The sequence below is a fragment of the Ruania zhangjianzhongii genome (assembly GCF_008000995.1).
In the GTDB taxonomy this organism is placed as follows: Bacteria; Actinomycetota; Actinomycetes; order Actinomycetales; family Beutenbergiaceae; genus Ruania; species Ruania zhangjianzhongii.
Map to the genome: position 1 here is coordinate 928,980 of NZ_CP042828.1, position 15,042 is coordinate 944,021.

The following is a 15,042-nucleotide window of genomic DNA, read 5'->3' on the forward strand; positions in this document are numbered from 1 at the left end:
GAGGGGAGGGCCGGGGATGCGTGCCTGTGATGTCCGGGTGCTGGCTGCGACCGTCGCGTTCCACGCGGTTCAGCTGGACCAGCCGCTCTCGATCAGTGGCCGGGCGATCGCCTGGTTCACCATGGCGGAGGTCGAGCTCCAGGTCGCGGACCGGTCCGGACGCCGCGGGTCCGGCCGAGGCGCCACCATCCTCTCCGTGCCCTGGGCCTGGCCGGTCGCCGCGATCGACATCGAGGATCGCGACCGCGCGCTGCGCGAGCTGACCGAGGAACTGGCCGCGGCCACGGTGGCGAGCGGCCCGGCCGACCCGATCGAGCACTGGCGGGTGCTCTACGGCGATCTCGACACCCGCCTGCACCGGTTGGCCTCCCGGTACGGCGTGGCCCAGGTGCCTCGGTTGGCCGGACTGCTCGCCCTCGGCGCTGTGGACAGTGCCGTCCACGATGCTTGGGCGATGACCGCGGGTCGACCGGCGAGCACGATGTACGACGCCGCGCACCTGGGCAGCGACCTCGGCTGGTTCGACCCCGCCCTGGCGGGCCGCTACCCGGGGGAGTTCCTCGGCCGGGGGCGCCGGCGGCTGCCGGTGCAGCATGTGGTGGGAGTGAGTGACCCGCTCACGGCGGCCGAGGCGGGTGCCGAGGCACGACCGCTGACCGACTGGCTGCGCACGGAGGGAGTGCACCACCTGAAAGTCAAGGTGAGTGGAGATCGGCCGGAGCAGGATGCGCAGCGGGTGGTGGACGTTGCCCGGCTCGGTCTTGCCGAGGCGGGGCAGGTCGCGGTGGCGGTGGATCCGAACGAGGGCTGCGCAGACGCCTCAGCAGCGCTGCACCTGGTCGACGAGATCGACCGGATCGCCCCCGAGGTGACGCCCCTGCTGCGGTACCTGGAGCAGCCCGTCCCTCGGGACGCACCCGCCGAACCGGAGGCGATGGCACGCCTCGGTGATCGGCTTCCCGTGCTCCTGGACGAGGGGTTCAGCGATCTGTCGATGCTCCCTCAGCTTCGGGACCAGGGCTGGTCCGGAGTCGTGATCAAGGCCGCCAAGGGCCACAGCCTGGCGCTGCTGACCCATGCCTACGCTCGATGCCATCGGCTCTGGGTGGCCGTGCAGGACCTGACGGCGTTGTCCTGGGCGCTGGTGCACTCGGCGCGGCTGGTCAGCACGTTCGAGCTGTCCGCCCCGCACCTGGAGTACAACAGCCGGCAGTACGCCCCCCGCGCCGCCCAGGAGCTGCTGAGCACCCTGCCCGAGCTGGCCCACGTCCGCGACGGTCAGGTGCACCTGCCGAGCAGCAGTGGCCCCGGTCTGTACGAGCTGCCCTCCTCAACCACAGTGAACGGAGCGGGATGATCGACATCCAGGATGGAAACAGCCGCCGGCTGCGCCAGTGGTGGCGCGACTGGCTCGGCGCCGAACGCGACTCCCACGGCACCTGGACCACGCGCCGGCGCCCGGACGACCCCCGCGGGTGGCAGGACAGCGACCTGGTGCTGCACTCGTTCGGCAGCGACCTCGGCGCACGCCTGCTCCGCCCGACACCGTCGCGGCCGGGGGAGCGGAGCCCGGTGGTGATCGTGCCGTTCTACGAGACGGCCTCGCTGGTGGGCGAACCCTGCGCACGCACAGCGCACCGGCCACCGGACCGCCCCACCCAGGCCTACGCCGTCGAGCTGGCGCGGCGCGGACTGGCAGCCCTGGCCGTGCCGTGGTGGTTCGAGGTCGCGGCTGCCCACTCGCCTGCTCGTAACCTCTCCGAGCGGTACGGCCCGCCCGCTGCGGCGCACGCCGCCGCTCAGGACCGCACGGCGCTGGGCCGCAGCCTCGGCGACCTCTTCCTCGCCGTCGACGCGTTGCTCGACCAGGACTGGGTGGACCCGGCCCGGATCGGCGTCCACGGACACTCTCTGGGCGGGAAGCTTGCCCTGCACCTGACGGCGCTCGACGAACGGGTGGCGGCCGGCGTCGCGCACGAACCAGGGCTAGGCCTGCAGCACTCGAACTGGGACGCCCCTTGGTACCTCGGCGCGCATCAGCCGGCCGGGCGCGACCACGACGAGCTGCTCGGGCTGGTCGCGCCGCGGCCGTTCCTGATCGGTGCCGGTGGGGACTCCGACGGTGACCACAATGCCGATCTGGTCCAGCGAGCCACCGAGTGGTGGCCGGCCGGTCAGGGGCCGGAGGTGCTCCGGCACGATGGTGGGCACCCGCTCACGGAGGACGTGCTGGCAGGCACGATCACCTGGCTGAGTGAGGCGCTCGACCGGCCGAGTCCAGCTCCGCCCCCAGCTCCACCAGCTGCATGAGGTTGCGGGTGATGTGGAACGGGTCCTTGACCGGGAGGGCGACCACCTCGTCCTTGGGGTTGCCCTGGCGGTCTCGGATCTGGATCCACTCCCGCCCCTGGTCACCGGCCGGGAACGTGCGCAGCGTATAGTCCCAGAGCCGTTCGAACCACGGCCGGGCGGCCTCCGAGGCGTACCGCCGGTGGGCGATCGCGGTGGTGGCGCACGCCTCCGAGTGCACCCACCAGAGCTTGGTGTCCCAGGTGGCCAGAACGCCGTCGAGATACGGGGTCGGCTCTGCTGCCCCCGCGGGCCGCGTGGGCCCGGCGGCATCGGTGTACCGGAGCAGGCCTTCGTACTCGGGGTCCCAGGCCAGAGCGCACAGCGCCGGCACGCTCTCCAGCGCCGATGTGCGGTGGTCGTCGGTGCCGAGCAGCTCGCCCGCCGCCAGCACCATCCAGATCGCCTCGATCGCATGCCCCGGCACCCGGTGACGGTCGACCTGGGTCTCGGGGACGTCCGGCGGCCTCGGCTCGGTCCGACGCATCTCCACGAAGGTCCCATCCGCTGCCCGGAACGACATCACATGGGCAGCCTCGGCAGCAAGGGCCTGGCGGGTCCCGCTGCTCTCGACACCGAGTGTCTGCTCCGCCTGAGCCAGCACGAGCAGCGCGTTCAACAAGATCATGTGCGGACCAAGCGCATCGCGGCCCTCGGGGACGGCGTACGGCGGGGTGGGGGCGGTGCCGGCATGGATGTCCGCGCTGGCGCGGTCGAGCACCAGCCGCGCCGGGGCCAAGTCCGTGGGCCGACCGGTGCGCCCGGCGAGCTCGGCCAGACCCATCACCACGAACAGATCCGCGTAGACGCTCCGCTCCGGTGCGCTGCCGTCCTCGATCGGGGCGCCATCGCGGTGCACGGCGTACCGGGTCGTCCCGTCGGGGCGGATGGTGTGCTCGGTGAGGAACTGTGCGCCGCGCACAGCCCACTGGGTCAGCTGGTCCGCATCCGCGGTGAGGAGGCCACGCTCGGCCAGGGTGGCCGCGTGGGCCAGCAACCAGACGAATCGTCCCTGGGACCAGGTGAACTTGGTCTCGGCCGTTCTGTCCCGGCCCCGGTTGTCGAAGCAGGTGTGGAACCCGCCCAGCTCGTGGTCGATGCCGAGCTCGTACCAGAACGGGAGGATCACCTGTTCCAGCTCGGCTCGGGCGCGGGTCGCGAACGTCATCCAGCCTCCTCGCAGCTGACGGGAGCGCAGCTCGCCCCGCTCGGTTCGAGCCTAGGTCAACCGGGCCAGGATCTGCAAGCGGTTGCAGGTCCTGGATGGGTGCACGGGGGCCGAGAGGCCCGAAGATGCGGCGTTGCCCCGGCCGCTTGCGGGGTTGCGCGGTATTGACCGGCGCCGTTTGGCTCGCTAGGGTTTGTTGCAACCGATTGCAAATGGAGAATGAGAATGGTCCTGACGGAGTCTGTCGTGCACCCACCCACGGTCCGCATGGGAGCGACCGTGGCGGAGGTCGCCGACGCTGCTGCCGCGCGCGCCGCCGAGGGGATCCTGGCGGCTATCCACGCCCGCGGCTCGGCCCGCGTGCTCTTCGCCAGCGCGCCCTCGCAAGAAGCAATGATCGCGCGGCTGGGCAGCGATTCGCGGATCGACTGGTCGCTGGTGCGCTCGTTCCACCTGGACGAGTACGTCGGCCTGTCGGCCGCCGCTCCCCAGTCCTTCGGTCAGTGGCTCGAGGACCGGCTCCCCGCCGCGGCGCTGCCGGGATTTTTCCGGATGCACGCCGAGGCCGAGGACGGCGTGCCCGCCGAGATCGAGCGCTACGGCGCCCTGATCGAGGAGTCGCCGATCGATGTGACCTGCCTGGGTATCGGCGTGAACGGGCACATCGCTTTCAACGAGCCTGGGGTCTCGCACCTGGCGGATTCCGCGCTGGCTCGGCGCGTGGATCTGGACCTGGCCTCCCGCCAACAGCAGGTGGACGAAGGTCTGTTCGCCACGCTCGCGGACGTCCCGACCTCTGCGCTCACGCTGACCGTACCCGCGGTCACCGGCGCCGGGATACTGGTCTGCACGGTGCTTGGCGAGCACAAGGCGGCGGCGGTCGCTCAGGCGCTGGAGGGCCCGATCACCCGGGATTGCCCAGGCAGTCTGATGCAGGCGCATCCAGCGGCGTTCTGGTTCGTGGACGGCGCCGCGGCCGCGCAGCTGACCCAGCGGCATGTCGATCGCTGAAGCGGTGCAACACCAGCGGGCTTGAGCACATAGACCCAGTGGACCCAAGCACTACTTGATCTGCTGGAGGCTGTGATGACCCGCAGCAACGACGAGGACCCGCTGCAGCGGTTGCGTGCCGCCGACCCTGCCGCCGGCAGCAGTGCGCCGGACCACCGCCGTATTCGTGCGGCCGTGGACCGCCGGCTCGCCGAGACCGGCAGGCCCAGCGGTGCGGCACCGGAGGCCGCGGACCGGGAACGAGCCGCCGGCTCGGACGCCGGCAGGGATGAACTCAGCGGGCGCCGTCGGCGCCGTCAACCGCTGCGGTATGCCGCGGCAGCAGTCGGTGCCGTGCTGCTCCTGGGTGGTGGCTATGCCGCCGGGTCCGGTACCGGTGGGCTCAACGCCGGCAGCACAGCCGACGTCGCCTCGGGGGAGTCGCAGGCAGAGGACGCCGGTCCGGAGGGGGCGCCGGATCTCGCCACGCCGGAACCCGGCGATGGCGGCGACTCGACCAGCGGGTCCGGTCAGGAGCCCGCACTCGAGCCGCAGCGCACCGTGTTCACCGCCGGCGATCTACCCGAGGGGCCGGCCCAGGCCCCGGTCTACTCGCTGGGGGCGTCCGCGAGCGAGACCGGCGAGCAGGCTGCCCGGTTGGCCGCGGCTCTGGAGCTGGCCGGGGACCCGGAGGAGGAGAACGGCACCTGGGTGGTCGGCGGTGACGACGGCGACTCCGCGACGCTGCGGCTCCACCCGGCGGGCCTGCTGGAATATGCCGACCCCGGGCTGCAGGGCTGGGACTGCCAGCCGGTGCAACCGCAGACAGAACCCGACTCTCCGACATCCTCGCCGCAGGAGGATGGCCAGAGCGCAGCGGCGGACTGCGCCGACGTCCCCGCCCCACCGGACGCCGCAGCGACCTTCGCCGCGTTCCTCACCGACGCCGGGCTGGACGCCGAGCAGTACGAGATCCGTACCGACGATTCCAGTCCCGGGGCGAGTGTCACCGCCACCCTGCGCCTCGGCGAGCTGGAGAGCGATCTGCGGATCTCTGCCACCATCGTGCCGGACGGGATCGCCGCCGTCGGGGGCACCGTCGCCACCCCCGCGGATCTGGGTGAGTACCCCCTGATCAGCCCGACCGAGGCGGTGGAGCGGCTGATGGATCCGCGGTTCACCGGTTCCTCCGACGTCCTCGCTGTGCCCGACCCGCGGTTCACCGACCGCGCCGACGGCTCCAGTGGGGTGGTGGCTGTGCCCGACCCGCGGTTCTCTGGCCCGGCGCCGTCCGCCGGCTCCCCGGTCCCGTGGCCGGTGCGGCAGGTAGAGATCACGACGGCGGAGCTCACCCTGGTCTCGGTACTCACCTCTACCGGGGTGCTCGTGCTGCCCACCTACCAGCTCACCGGTACCGATACCGGCGGCACCGAGGGCACCTGGACCGTGCCGGCACTGACCGAGGATGACTTCGACTTCACCGGCTGACCCGCTCCCGCTGAACCCACCACCATCGCTTGCCGCGTTCTGTCGCCTTGGCGCACGTGGATGCGACGAACGTGGGCAAAGCGATGTTTGGCGGGCTCGCGACGCGGACCACCGGGAATCGGAGTCGGCGGGCGTGGCACACTGCAAGGGTGTCGAGCGTGACTGGAACGGATACCGCCACCGAGTTGACCACTGCGCTGCGTTCGGCGCTCGAGGGCGAGGTGGATGCGAGCAGCCGGCGCCGTGCCGAGTACTCCACCGACGCCTCCAACTACCGGGTGGTGCCCGAGGTGGTGGTCTTCCCCCGGTCCACCCAGGATGTGCTCACTGCGCTGGAGATCGCGCGAGCGCACGCTGTGCCGGTCACCGCCCGCGGCGGCGGCACCTCGATCGCCGGGAACTCGGTGGGGCCCGGGATGATCCTGGAGTTCTCCCGGCACCTGAACCAGATCCTCGAGGTCGATCCGGAGGCACGCACCGCCCGCGTGCAGCCCGGGGTGATCATGACCGACCTGCAGAAGGCAGCCGCTGCGCACGGGCTCCGGTTCGGCCCGGACCCGTCCAGCCAGGCGCGCGCCACGATGGGTGGCCTGATCGGTAACAACGCCTGTGGCCCGCACGCCGTCGCCTACGGCCACACGGCCAGCCAGGTGATCTCCCTGGAGGTGGTGGACGGCCAGGGCCGCCGGTTCACCGCCGGTGCCGGAGACCTGGACCCGGTGCCCGGGCTGGCCGAGCTGGTGCAGGCGAACCTGGCCACGATCCGCACCGAGTTCGCTCGGTTCTCCCGGCAGCTCTCCGGCTACTCGCTGGAACATCTCCTGCCGGAGAACGGCAGCGATCTGGCGAAGTTCCTGGTCGGTACCGAGGGCACGCTGGTGACTGTCCTCGAGGCGACCGTACGGCTGGTGCCGTTGGCCACCTCCCCGGTGTTGCTCGCCCTGGGGTACCCGGACATGCCCTCGGCCGCTGATGCGGTGCCGGCGATGCTCAGCCACGACGTGCTCGCCGTCGAAGGGCTGGACGCCGAGCTGGTGGAGGTGGTGCGCCAGCACCACGGCGACCACGCGGTACCAGACCTGCCCGAGGGCGGTGGCTGGCTGCTGATCGAGGTCGGCGGCGAGAGTCCGGAGCACGCGCTGGAGAAGGCACAGGCCGTGGCCGCCGACGCTGGTACCGACGCGGTCCAGGTGATCCCCGCCGGCCCGGAGGCCGCAGCGATGTGGCAGATCCGTGCTGACGGTGCCGGACTGGCCGGGCGCACCGCCGCTGGCGCACAGGCGTGGCCCGGCTGGGAGGATGCGGCGGTGCCGCCGGAGAACCTCGGCACCTACCTGCGCGAGTTCCAGGCGCTGATGGCCTCCCACGGCGTGACCGGCCTGCCCTACGGGCACTTCGGCGACGGCTGCATCCACATTCGGATCGACTTCCCGCTGGCCGACCAGGCCGGAGCCGACGCGTTCCGCATGTTCATGCTGGACGCCGCCGCCCTGGTGGCCAGGCATGGTGGCTCGCTCTCCGGTGAGCACGGCGACGGCCGCGCCCGCGGCGAGCTGCTCACCGCGATCTACTCACCCACGGCGATCGGCCTGTTCGAGCAGATCAAGACCCTGCTCGATCCCGCCGAGCTGCTCAACCCCGGCGTGGTGGTCCGGCCCCGACCGGTGGATGCGGACCTGCGCCGCCCGCATGCGAAGCCGCTGCCGCTGCTGACCGGATCCGGCTTCTCCTTCGCCCATGACGGCGGTGACATGACCAACGCGGTGCACCGCTGCGTCGGTTTGGGCAAGTGCCGCGCCGATCTGCCGAGCTCGTTCATGTGCCCCTCCTACCTGGCCACCCGGGACGAGAAAGACTCCACCCGCGGACGTGCCCGGGTGCTGCAGGAGATGGCCAACGGCACCCTGGTGCAGGGCTGGGATGCGCCCGAGGTGCACGAGTCCCTCGACCTGTGTCTGTCCTGCAAGGCCTGCTCCAGCGACTGCCCGGCCGGGGTGGACATGGCGCAGTACAAGTCGGAGGTGCTGCACCGCACCTACCAGGGCAAGCGTCGCCCGGTGAGCCACTACGCGCTCGGCTGGCTGCCCCGCTGGGCCCGGATGATCACCACCGTCCCGGCGCTCGCCCGGCTGGTCAACGCCGTGCTCGGGGTACGCCCGATCGGCAAGGCCGTGCTCGCCGCCGGCGGGATGGACACCCGGCGGCAGATGGTCTCCTTCGCCGGAGAGTCCTTCCACCGGTGGTGGCGCCGCCGGAAGGACGACCCTGCTGGCACGGTGAGCCGACCGGCTCCCGGCGAGCAGCGCCGTCAGGAAGACGACCCTGCTGGCACGGCGAGCGAACCTCCGCCCGGTACTGGCCGCCGTCGGGAAGTGCTGCTCTGGGCCGACTCGTTCTCCGCGTACCTGGACACCTCCGGTGCCCGGGCCGTGGTGGACGTGCTGGAGCAGGCCGGCTACACCGTGCGGGTGCCGGAATCCGCCGCCTGCTGCGGTCTCACCTGGATCTCCACGGGCCAGCTCGACGGCGCCCGGTCACGGTTGCGGCAGACGATGGACGTGCTCTCTCCGTACGCCCGCGCCGGTATCCCGATCGTGGGTATCGAACCGTCCTGTACGGCGGTGCTGCGTTCGGACCTGGTGGACCTGTTCCCGGACGACGAGCGCGCCCGGCTCCTCGCCGAGCACACGTACACGCTGGCCGAGCTGCTCACCGGAGCCGAGGCACCCCCGGACTGGCAACCACGAGATCTGACCGGCACCACGATCATCGCCCAGCCGCACTGCCACCAGCACGCGGTGATCGGCTACCAGGCGGACCTGGACCTGCTCCGCCGGGCCGGCGCGGAGGTGACCACGCTGACCACGTGCTGCGGACTGGCCGGGAACTTCGGTATGGAGAAGGGGCACTACGACGTCTCCGTGGGCGTCGCGGAGCAGTCGCTGCTGCCGACACTGCGCGCTGCGCCGGACGATGCGGTGTACTTGGCGGACGGGTTTTCCTGCCGCACCCAGGCCAGTCAACTGGCTGGCGTGGAGGGGCTACACTTGGCGGAGTTGCTCAGGCGAGCAGGGGCGTAGTTGGGCATCTGTTGACTACTCGTTCACCCACGGTCCGATGAGAGGCCCCTCTCCATGCCGTCGTTCGCCTTCGAGTCCGGCTATCTCGTTCCCGCCTCGATCGGGCAGCCGAGCACAAGTCCGCTGAGCCCCGATGTCCGCAAGGCGCTGCGCGACTATCTCCTGGACGTGATCGAGGCCGATCTGTTCCCGATCGAGTGGAGCGGTGAGGACGATCCGGTGCTGACCGCGATGGACGTCGCCGGTCAGGTGGTCACCGCTGTGGTCACCGACCGGCTGGACGGCGACCGGCTGCTGGCCGCGCTCTCGCGGGCCGGGGAGGCGACGTCGACGCCCTGGCTGACCATCGCCGGGCGCTACCCCAGCGGAGTGGCCGGCTTCCGGCGGGACTGGAACGCGTTCCGCGAGTCCCGCCCACCTGGCGCGAAGCCCGGGCCGCAGCTGTACGTGGTGGCCGGGGAGGTGTCCCGGGAGGTGCTCGAAGCCACCCGGGTGCTGCACGGCGTGCAGGTGTTCGCCGTGGATGCGCGGGAGTCGGTGACCGGACAACAGCTCCTGGACGTCACCGCGGTGCAGCCGGCCACGGTCCGGGTGCTCGACGGTGCCGTGGTGCACGAGATCGAACCCGCGATCACCGCGGCGAGCCCGAGGGCAGACGAGGCCCTCTCGGCACCGACCCCGGCTGCAGACCAGGCCCTCTCGGCACCGACCCCGGTGGCGGCGCTGGAGGAGACGGTCAGCGCCGCGGCACCGCCTCCGGTCGCGCGTACGGCGGAGGAGCCGCCCGAGCTGCAGGGTGCCGAAAGTCGGCCGGTGCCGGATCAGTCCCCGGGGGAAGCCAGCGTGCCCACTCCGGAGACCGCCACCCATCCCACTGTGGCACCGGACCTGGATGCGGCCGCGCCCGCGCAGCAAGGATCGTTCCCGGAGCGCGCCCGCGCCGCTGAGCCGGACCCGGAGCCAGTATCCGTGGACCCGCAGCTGCGCGCCGTGGCCCGGTTGGTCGGCGCTCCGATGCCGATCGAGCTGCGGCACGCCGGGCAGGTGCAGCACGCCGTGCTCACCGCCGAGGGCGCGTTGCAGGTAGGAGAGGCGACTGTGGCCACTATCGAGCGAGCCACCGAGATCCTCGGCGGTGAACCCAGCCACGCGTGGACCTCCTGGCATGTGGCCGGGTTCCCGATGTCCGAAGCCCGTGCCGAGGCGACTCGTGCCGTCGCCCCGGTGCGCGCCTCGGGCCGGCGCCGCCACCGGAACCGCTGAGCAGGACCCGCCGCGCTCAGAGCAACGGCAGGTTCGCACCCAGGTCCGGGACGCCGTCGCTGAGGTACTCCGGGCGCACCGCGCCCCGGGCGACCGCTTCGTCCCAGCCGATCCGGCCGGAGGCAGCCAGGATCCATGCCTCCTCGTCGTCGACGATCAGGCGATAGCCGGCCCGGTCGGCCACGATCTGTACCAGGGCCTCGGCCACCAGGTGCCGGGCGCCGGTGTCCACCGGTACCGGGTCGACCAGCACCGGGGCCAGGTCATAGGTGTGCACCACCAGTTCGAGCAGCCGGGTGAGCAGGAAGTCAGCGGTGCTGATCACGCCGCGACTGGTGCGCACCATCGCCTTCGGCCCGGCCGCGACCAGCTCGTCCAGCCGCTCCAGCGCGCGGTCGGCCACCTCGTCCACTGCGTCGAAGACGTCGCGGCCGAGTCCGGCGGAGTAGTCCAGCACCCGGTCGGAGATCCGTTCGGCATCCTCGGCACAGGCGGCCAGGTAGCCGGCGAACGTGAGCGGTTCCGGGTCCTGCGCCACCAGCTCGCACCGGCTGATCAGATCGAGGCTCAGACCGAGGTGCGCCACCAGGTCGCGGACGCTCCAGCCGGGCAGCGAGCTCGGCTCGTCCAGGACCGTATCGGCGGTGTCCTCGAGCCGGGTGCGGAGCAGGTCCCACTGGTCGCGGAGCTCGTCGGCGATCTGCGCTGGGGAGGTCATCTGCCCATCATGGCCCAACCGGTACGCCGGCGGTGCGCGGACAGTGTGGCCCGGTCCGATAGCCTCCAACAGTCGACCGAGGAGAGGCGGGACGCCGTGACACTGCGCTGGGGACTGATCGGACCGGGACGGATCGCGGCCAAGGTGGCGGCCGACTTCCCGCAGGTGACCAATGGCCGGCTGGAGGCCGTGGCTTCCCGCAGCCGGGAGCGGGCCGAGGCGTTCGCCACTGAGCACGCCGCTCTGGCCGGCCATCCGGTGCGCGCTCTCGAGGGGTACGACGCGCTCTTTGCTGACCCGGAGATCGACGCGGTCTACATCGCCACCCCGCACAGCGACCATGCCCGGCAGGCGATCGCCGCCATCGAGGCCGGCAAAGCGGTCCTGGTGGAGAAGTCCTTCGCCGCTACGCTCGACGGCGCCCGGAGCATCACCGAGGCAGCTCACGCTCACCAGGTGTTCGTGATGGAAGCGATGTGGACCCGCTTCCAGCCGGCGGTCCAGCGGGCCAAGGCATTGATTGCCGACGGCGCGATCGGGCAGGTCCGTGCCGTTGCGGCTGATCTGGGGGTGCGTCGCGAGTTCGACGCCGAGGACCGGATGTTCGCCCGCGAGCTGGGCGGGGGCGCGCTGCTGGACCTCGGGGTGTATGTGGTCTCGTTCGCCCAGCACATCCTCGGCGCGCCGGACCGGGTGCATGCCACCGGATCCCTGCTGCCGGAGACCGGGGTGGATGCCGAGGCCGGGATCCTGCTCGGCTACGCCGATGGCCGCAGCGCCACTCTGCAGATCTCGTTCCGGCTTCCGCTTCCGGGCAACGCGCGGATCTATGGCACCGAGGGCTGGATCGACATCCCGCCCCGGTTCCACCACCCGGACCGGGTGGTGCTGCACCGCTCCGGTCAGGAACCGGTGACCGAGGAGCTGCCGCCACCGGGTGCCGGGTACGCGCTGGAGTTCATCGAGGTGGGGGAGTGCCTGCAGGCGGGGCGGCAGGAGAGCGCCACGATGCCGCTTGCGGACACTCTGGTGGTGCAGGCGGTGCTGCAGCAGGCCGCCGACCAGCTGGGCGTCGCCCTCGAGGACCGCTGACCCCGCCCCGGGTTGAATCCATTCACTCGTCACTCCCTGCGCCGACTCGTGCTCGCGGGTATCGACTCCGCAGCAGCGGTGACGAGCGCGCGCCGACAGGGTGTGCGCCGGCAGGGTGCACGCCGGCAGGGTGTGCGCGCCGGCAGGGTGCGGCCGGGCAGGGCGCGCGGGGAGCCGGCGCTCAGCCGAGCTCAGCTGCGGGCGGCGGCGAGGAACTCGGTGAGGATCGCCCCCACCTGATCGTTCTCGATCAGGAAACCATCGTGACCATGATCGGAACGGAGCTCTCGATACACGCCGCGACTGACGCCGTCGGCAATCCTGCGCGACTGCGACGGCGGGAAGAGCCGGTCGGTATCCACGGCCAGGGCTAGGGTGCGGGCACTGATCGAGGCGAGCGCTTCCTCCACGCCGCCGCGGTCCCGGCCCAGGTCGTGGGTGAGCATCGACTCGGTGAGCGCCACGTAGGAGTTCGCGTCGAACCGGCGGGACAGCTTGTCCGCGTGGTGGTCCAGGTAGGACTGCACGGCGAACCGGCCACCGCCACCGAGCGGGTTCTCCCCACCCTGCGGGATCCGCCCGAACCGCTCGTCCAGCTCGTGCGCACTGCGATAGGTGGTGTGCGCGATCTGCCGGGCGATGCCCAGGCCCACATGCGGACCGTCGCCGTCGGCAGCGTCGTAGTAGTCCCCACCGCGGAACTGCGGGTCGGCCCGGATCGCGCCGAGCTGAGCGTGTGCCCAGGCGATCTGGTCAGCGGAGGTCTGCGCGGCGGTGGCGATCGCGGCGATCGCGGCCACCCGCTCCGGGGCGGTCACCGCCCACTCCAGCACTCGGTGCCCACCCATCGAGGCACCGATCACCAGCTGCCACGCACCCACGCCCAAATGGTCGGCGAGCTCCAGCTCAGCGGCCACCTGGTCCCGCACCGTGACGTACGGGAACCTGCTGCCCCACGGGGTGCCGTTCGGGGCGGGGGAGGACGGACCGGTGCTGCCCTGACAGCCGCCGAGCACGTTCGGGGCGACCACGAAGTACCGATCGGTGTCCAGCGGCAGGCCCGGGCCCACCAGACTGGACCACCAGCCCGCGGAGGCGTGCCCCTCCTCGGCGTCACCGACGACGTGGCTGTCCCCGGTGAGGGCGTGCAGGATCAGGATCGCGTTGTCCCCCGTGGGGCTCAGCTCACCCCACGTCTCGTAGGCGAGGGTGACGTTCGGCAGCTGGCCGCCGGCCTCGAGCGGCAGCGGGCCGAGGTCGACGAACTGCCGGTTGCCGACCGGGAGATCCTCCCGCCAGGCCCCGCTCGCGGGGATCGGCTTGGTGGGAGTGTGCCGCCGCCGGGCAGGCCGGGTCGGCCGGACGATGCGTCCGGCCGACCTGATCTGGCGACTTGTCACGGGGTACACGGTAGTTGCTCCTGGGCTCAGGCGCCGACTGTCGACCCGGCGGCGTCCTGCGCCGACGTGGCTGCAGCGGCGGCGAAGCCGGTCTCCAGGTCGGCGAGGATGTCGTCGATGTGCTCCAGTCCCACGGAAAGGCGCACCAGACCGGGGGTGACGGCGCTCGCGGCCTGCTCCTCCGGGGTGAGCTGGGAATGGGTGGTCGACGCCGGGTGGATTACCAGCGAGCGGACGTCACCGATGTTGGCGACCAGGGAGTGCAGCTCCAGGCCGTCCACGAACGCCTTGCCCGCCTCGAGGCCGCCGGCGATCTCGAAGGCGAGTACGGCACCGGGGCCAGCCGGCGTGTACTTCTGTGCCAGCTGGAAGTACGGGCTGGACGGCAGGCCGGCGTAGTTCACCTTGACGACGTCGGAGCGAGCCTCGAGCCACTCGGCCACCTTCTTCGCGTTCTCCACGTGCCGCTCCATCCGCAGCGAGAGAGTCTCCAGCCCCTGCAGCAGCAGGAAGGAGTTGAACGGCGAGGCCGCCGGGCCGAGGTCGCGCAGCAGCTGCACCCGAGCCTTGAGGATGAAGGACAGGTTCACCCCGAAGGCGCCGCCCTCGCCCAGGTCGCGGGCGTAGACCAGCCCGTGGTAGCTCGGGTCCGGCTGGTTGTAGTTCGGGAACTTCTCCGGGTAATCGGCGTAGTTGAACGAACCGGCGTCCACGATCGCACCACCGATGGAGGTGCCGTGCCCGCCCAGATACTTGGTGGTGGAGTGGACCACCACGTCCGCGCCGTGCTCCAGGGGCCGCACCAGGTACGGGGTGGCCACTGTGTTGTCCACGATCAGGGGTACACCGATCTCATGCGCGACGGCGGAGACCGCCTCGATGTCCAGCACGTCACCCTTGGGATTGGGGATGGTCTCGCCGAAGAACAGCTTGGTGTTCTCCTGTGCGGCCGCGCGCCAGGAGGCAGCATCATCCGGGTTCTCCACGAAGCTCACCGAGAGTCCGAGCTTGGGCAGGGTGTAGTGCAGCAGGTTGTAGGTGCCGCCGTACAGCGACGGGCTGGCGACCACGTGGTCACCGGCCTCGGCGACGTTCAGGATCGCGAGGGTCTCCGCGGCCTGGCCAGAGGCCACCACGAGTGCACCCACGCCGCCTTCGAGCGAGGCAAGCCGGTCCTCGACGACGCCGTTGGTGGGGTTGTTCAGTCGGGTGTAGATCGGGCCCAGTTCGGCGAGGGCGAACCGCTTGCCCGCCTCGTCCGTGTTCTTGAACACGAAGGAGGTGGTCTGGTGGATCGGCACGGCGCGCGAGCCGGTGTCGGCGTCCGGGGCCTGGCCGGCGTGGATCTGTCGGGTATCGAAGTGCCAGGTGTTGCTCATCACGGTCTCTCTTCTAGGGGTAGACCGGGATAGCTGGCTCGACCTGCGTCGAACCGACCATCCCGGCGGGGGTGGTCGGTGCACGTTGGTCGCACCGGCGCGGGCTCCCGAGTGG

At 71.4% G+C, this 15,042-nt stretch carries 11 protein-coding genes; 7 read left to right on the plus strand and 4 right to left on the minus strand.

The window, feature by feature from the left end; genetic code table 11:
* The first annotated feature begins 16 nt into the window (after nt 1-16).
* A complete protein-coding gene (locus tag FU260_RS04290) occupies nt 17-1,357 on the plus strand; it encodes a mandelate racemase/muconate lactonizing enzyme family protein (protein WP_147915936.1) in 1,341 nt (446 codons plus the stop codon).
* On the plus strand, nt 1,354-2,310 hold the full coding sequence (locus FU260_RS04295) for a prolyl oligopeptidase family serine peptidase (protein WP_147915937.1): 957 nt from the start codon (nt 1,354-1,356) through the stop codon (nt 2,308-2,310). The genes FU260_RS04290 and FU260_RS04295 overlap by 4 nt, the downstream gene beginning before the upstream one ends.
* Here the strand turns inward: FU260_RS04295 and FU260_RS04300 are convergent.
* A complete protein-coding gene (locus FU260_RS04300) occupies nt 2,243-3,517 on the minus strand; it encodes an AGE family epimerase/isomerase (RefSeq protein ID WP_147915938.1) in 1,275 nt (424 codons plus the stop codon). The two genes, FU260_RS04295 and FU260_RS04300, sit on opposite strands and share 68 nt — an antisense overlap.
* Nucleotides 3,518-3,784: 267 nt before the next feature.
* On the opposite strand from FU260_RS04300, the gene FU260_RS04305 reads away from it, so the two are divergent.
* The 4 genes from FU260_RS04305 (at nt 3,785) to FU260_RS04320 (ending at nt 10,338) form a co-directional block, all read left to right on the plus strand.
* Nucleotides 3,785-4,528 carry a 6-phosphogluconolactonase gene (locus tag FU260_RS04305; protein WP_168211643.1) on the plus strand — a complete coding sequence of 248 codons (744 nt, stop codon included), beginning with the start codon at nt 3,785-3,787 and terminating at the stop codon, nt 4,526-4,528.
* A 75-nt stretch (nt 4,529-4,603) separates the two neighbouring features.
* Nucleotides 4,604-5,995: a hypothetical protein gene (locus FU260_RS04310; protein WP_147915940.1), complete on the plus strand. Its 1,392-nt coding sequence runs from the start codon at nt 4,604-4,606 to the stop codon at nt 5,993-5,995.
* Between the two features lie 149 nt (nt 5,996-6,144).
* Nucleotides 6,145-9,075: an FAD-binding and (Fe-S)-binding domain-containing protein gene (locus FU260_RS04315; protein WP_413038351.1), complete on the plus strand. Its 2,931-nt coding sequence runs from the start codon at nt 6,145-6,147 to the stop codon at nt 9,073-9,075.
* A gap of 54 nt (nt 9,076-9,129) precedes the next feature.
* Nucleotides 9,130-10,338, plus strand: coding sequence for a hypothetical protein (locus FU260_RS04320; RefSeq protein ID WP_147915941.1), 1,209 nt, complete (start codon nt 9,130-9,132; stop codon nt 10,336-10,338).
* Between the two features lie 16 nt (nt 10,339-10,354).
* Here the strand turns inward: FU260_RS04320 and FU260_RS04325 are convergent, their stop codons facing one another.
* Nucleotides 10,355-11,056 carry a maleylpyruvate isomerase N-terminal domain-containing protein gene (locus tag FU260_RS04325; RefSeq protein WP_147915942.1) on the minus strand — a complete coding sequence of 234 codons (702 nt, stop codon included), beginning with the start codon at nt 11,054-11,056 and terminating at the stop codon, nt 10,355-10,357.
* Nucleotides 11,057-11,152: 96 nt separating this feature from the next.
* Here FU260_RS04325 and FU260_RS04330 point away from each other — a divergent pair, with 96 nt between their 5' ends.
* Nucleotides 11,153-12,148, plus strand: coding sequence for a Gfo/Idh/MocA family protein (locus FU260_RS04330; RefSeq protein WP_235912422.1), 996 nt, complete (start codon nt 11,153-11,155; stop codon nt 12,146-12,148).
* Between the two features lie 191 nt (nt 12,149-12,339).
* Here FU260_RS04330 and metX read toward each other — a convergent pair whose 3' ends face one another.
* Together metX and FU260_RS04340 are read right to left on the minus strand one after the other, a co-directional pair.
* A complete protein-coding gene (metX, locus tag FU260_RS04335; protein ID WP_425328562.1) occupies nt 12,340-13,548 on the minus strand; it encodes a homoserine O-acetyltransferase MetX in 1,209 nt (402 codons plus the stop codon).
* A gap of 26 nt (nt 13,549-13,574) precedes the next feature.
* Nucleotides 13,575-14,927 carry a bifunctional o-acetylhomoserine/o-acetylserine sulfhydrylase gene (locus FU260_RS04340; protein WP_147915945.1) on the minus strand — a complete coding sequence of 451 codons (1,353 nt, stop codon included), beginning with the start codon at nt 14,925-14,927 and terminating at the stop codon, nt 13,575-13,577.
* Between the last annotated feature and the right edge of the window lie 115 nt (nt 14,928-15,042).

What these genes read in the sequence shown, in the direction of transcription:
- FU260_RS04305 (WP_168211643.1), top strand. Translation starts at nt 3,785, where the DNA reads ATGGGAGCGACCGTGGCGGAGGTCGCCGACGCTGCTGCCGCGCGCGCC.
- FU260_RS04290 (WP_147915936.1), top strand. Translation starts at nt 17, where the DNA reads ATGCGTGCCTGTGATGTCCGGGTGCTGGCTGCGACCGTCGCGTTCCAC.
- FU260_RS04325 (WP_147915942.1), bottom strand. Translation starts at nt 11,056, where the DNA reads ATGACCTCCCCAGCGCAGATCGCCGACGAGCTCCGCGACCAGTGGGAC.
- FU260_RS04310 (WP_147915940.1), top strand. Translation starts at nt 4,604, where the DNA reads ATGACCCGCAGCAACGACGAGGACCCGCTGCAGCGGTTGCGTGCCGCC.
- FU260_RS04320 (WP_147915941.1), top strand. Translation starts at nt 9,130, where the DNA reads ATGCCGTCGTTCGCCTTCGAGTCCGGCTATCTCGTTCCCGCCTCGATC.
- FU260_RS04300 (WP_147915938.1), bottom strand. Translation starts at nt 3,517, where the DNA reads ATGACGTTCGCGACCCGCGCCCGAGCCGAGCTGGAACAGGTGATCCTC.
- FU260_RS04295 (WP_147915937.1), top strand. Translation starts at nt 1,354, where the DNA reads ATGATCGACATCCAGGATGGAAACAGCCGCCGGCTGCGCCAGTGGTGG.
- FU260_RS04340 (WP_147915945.1), bottom strand. Translation starts at nt 14,927, where the DNA reads ATGAGCAACACCTGGCACTTCGATACCCGACAGATCCACGCCGGCCAG.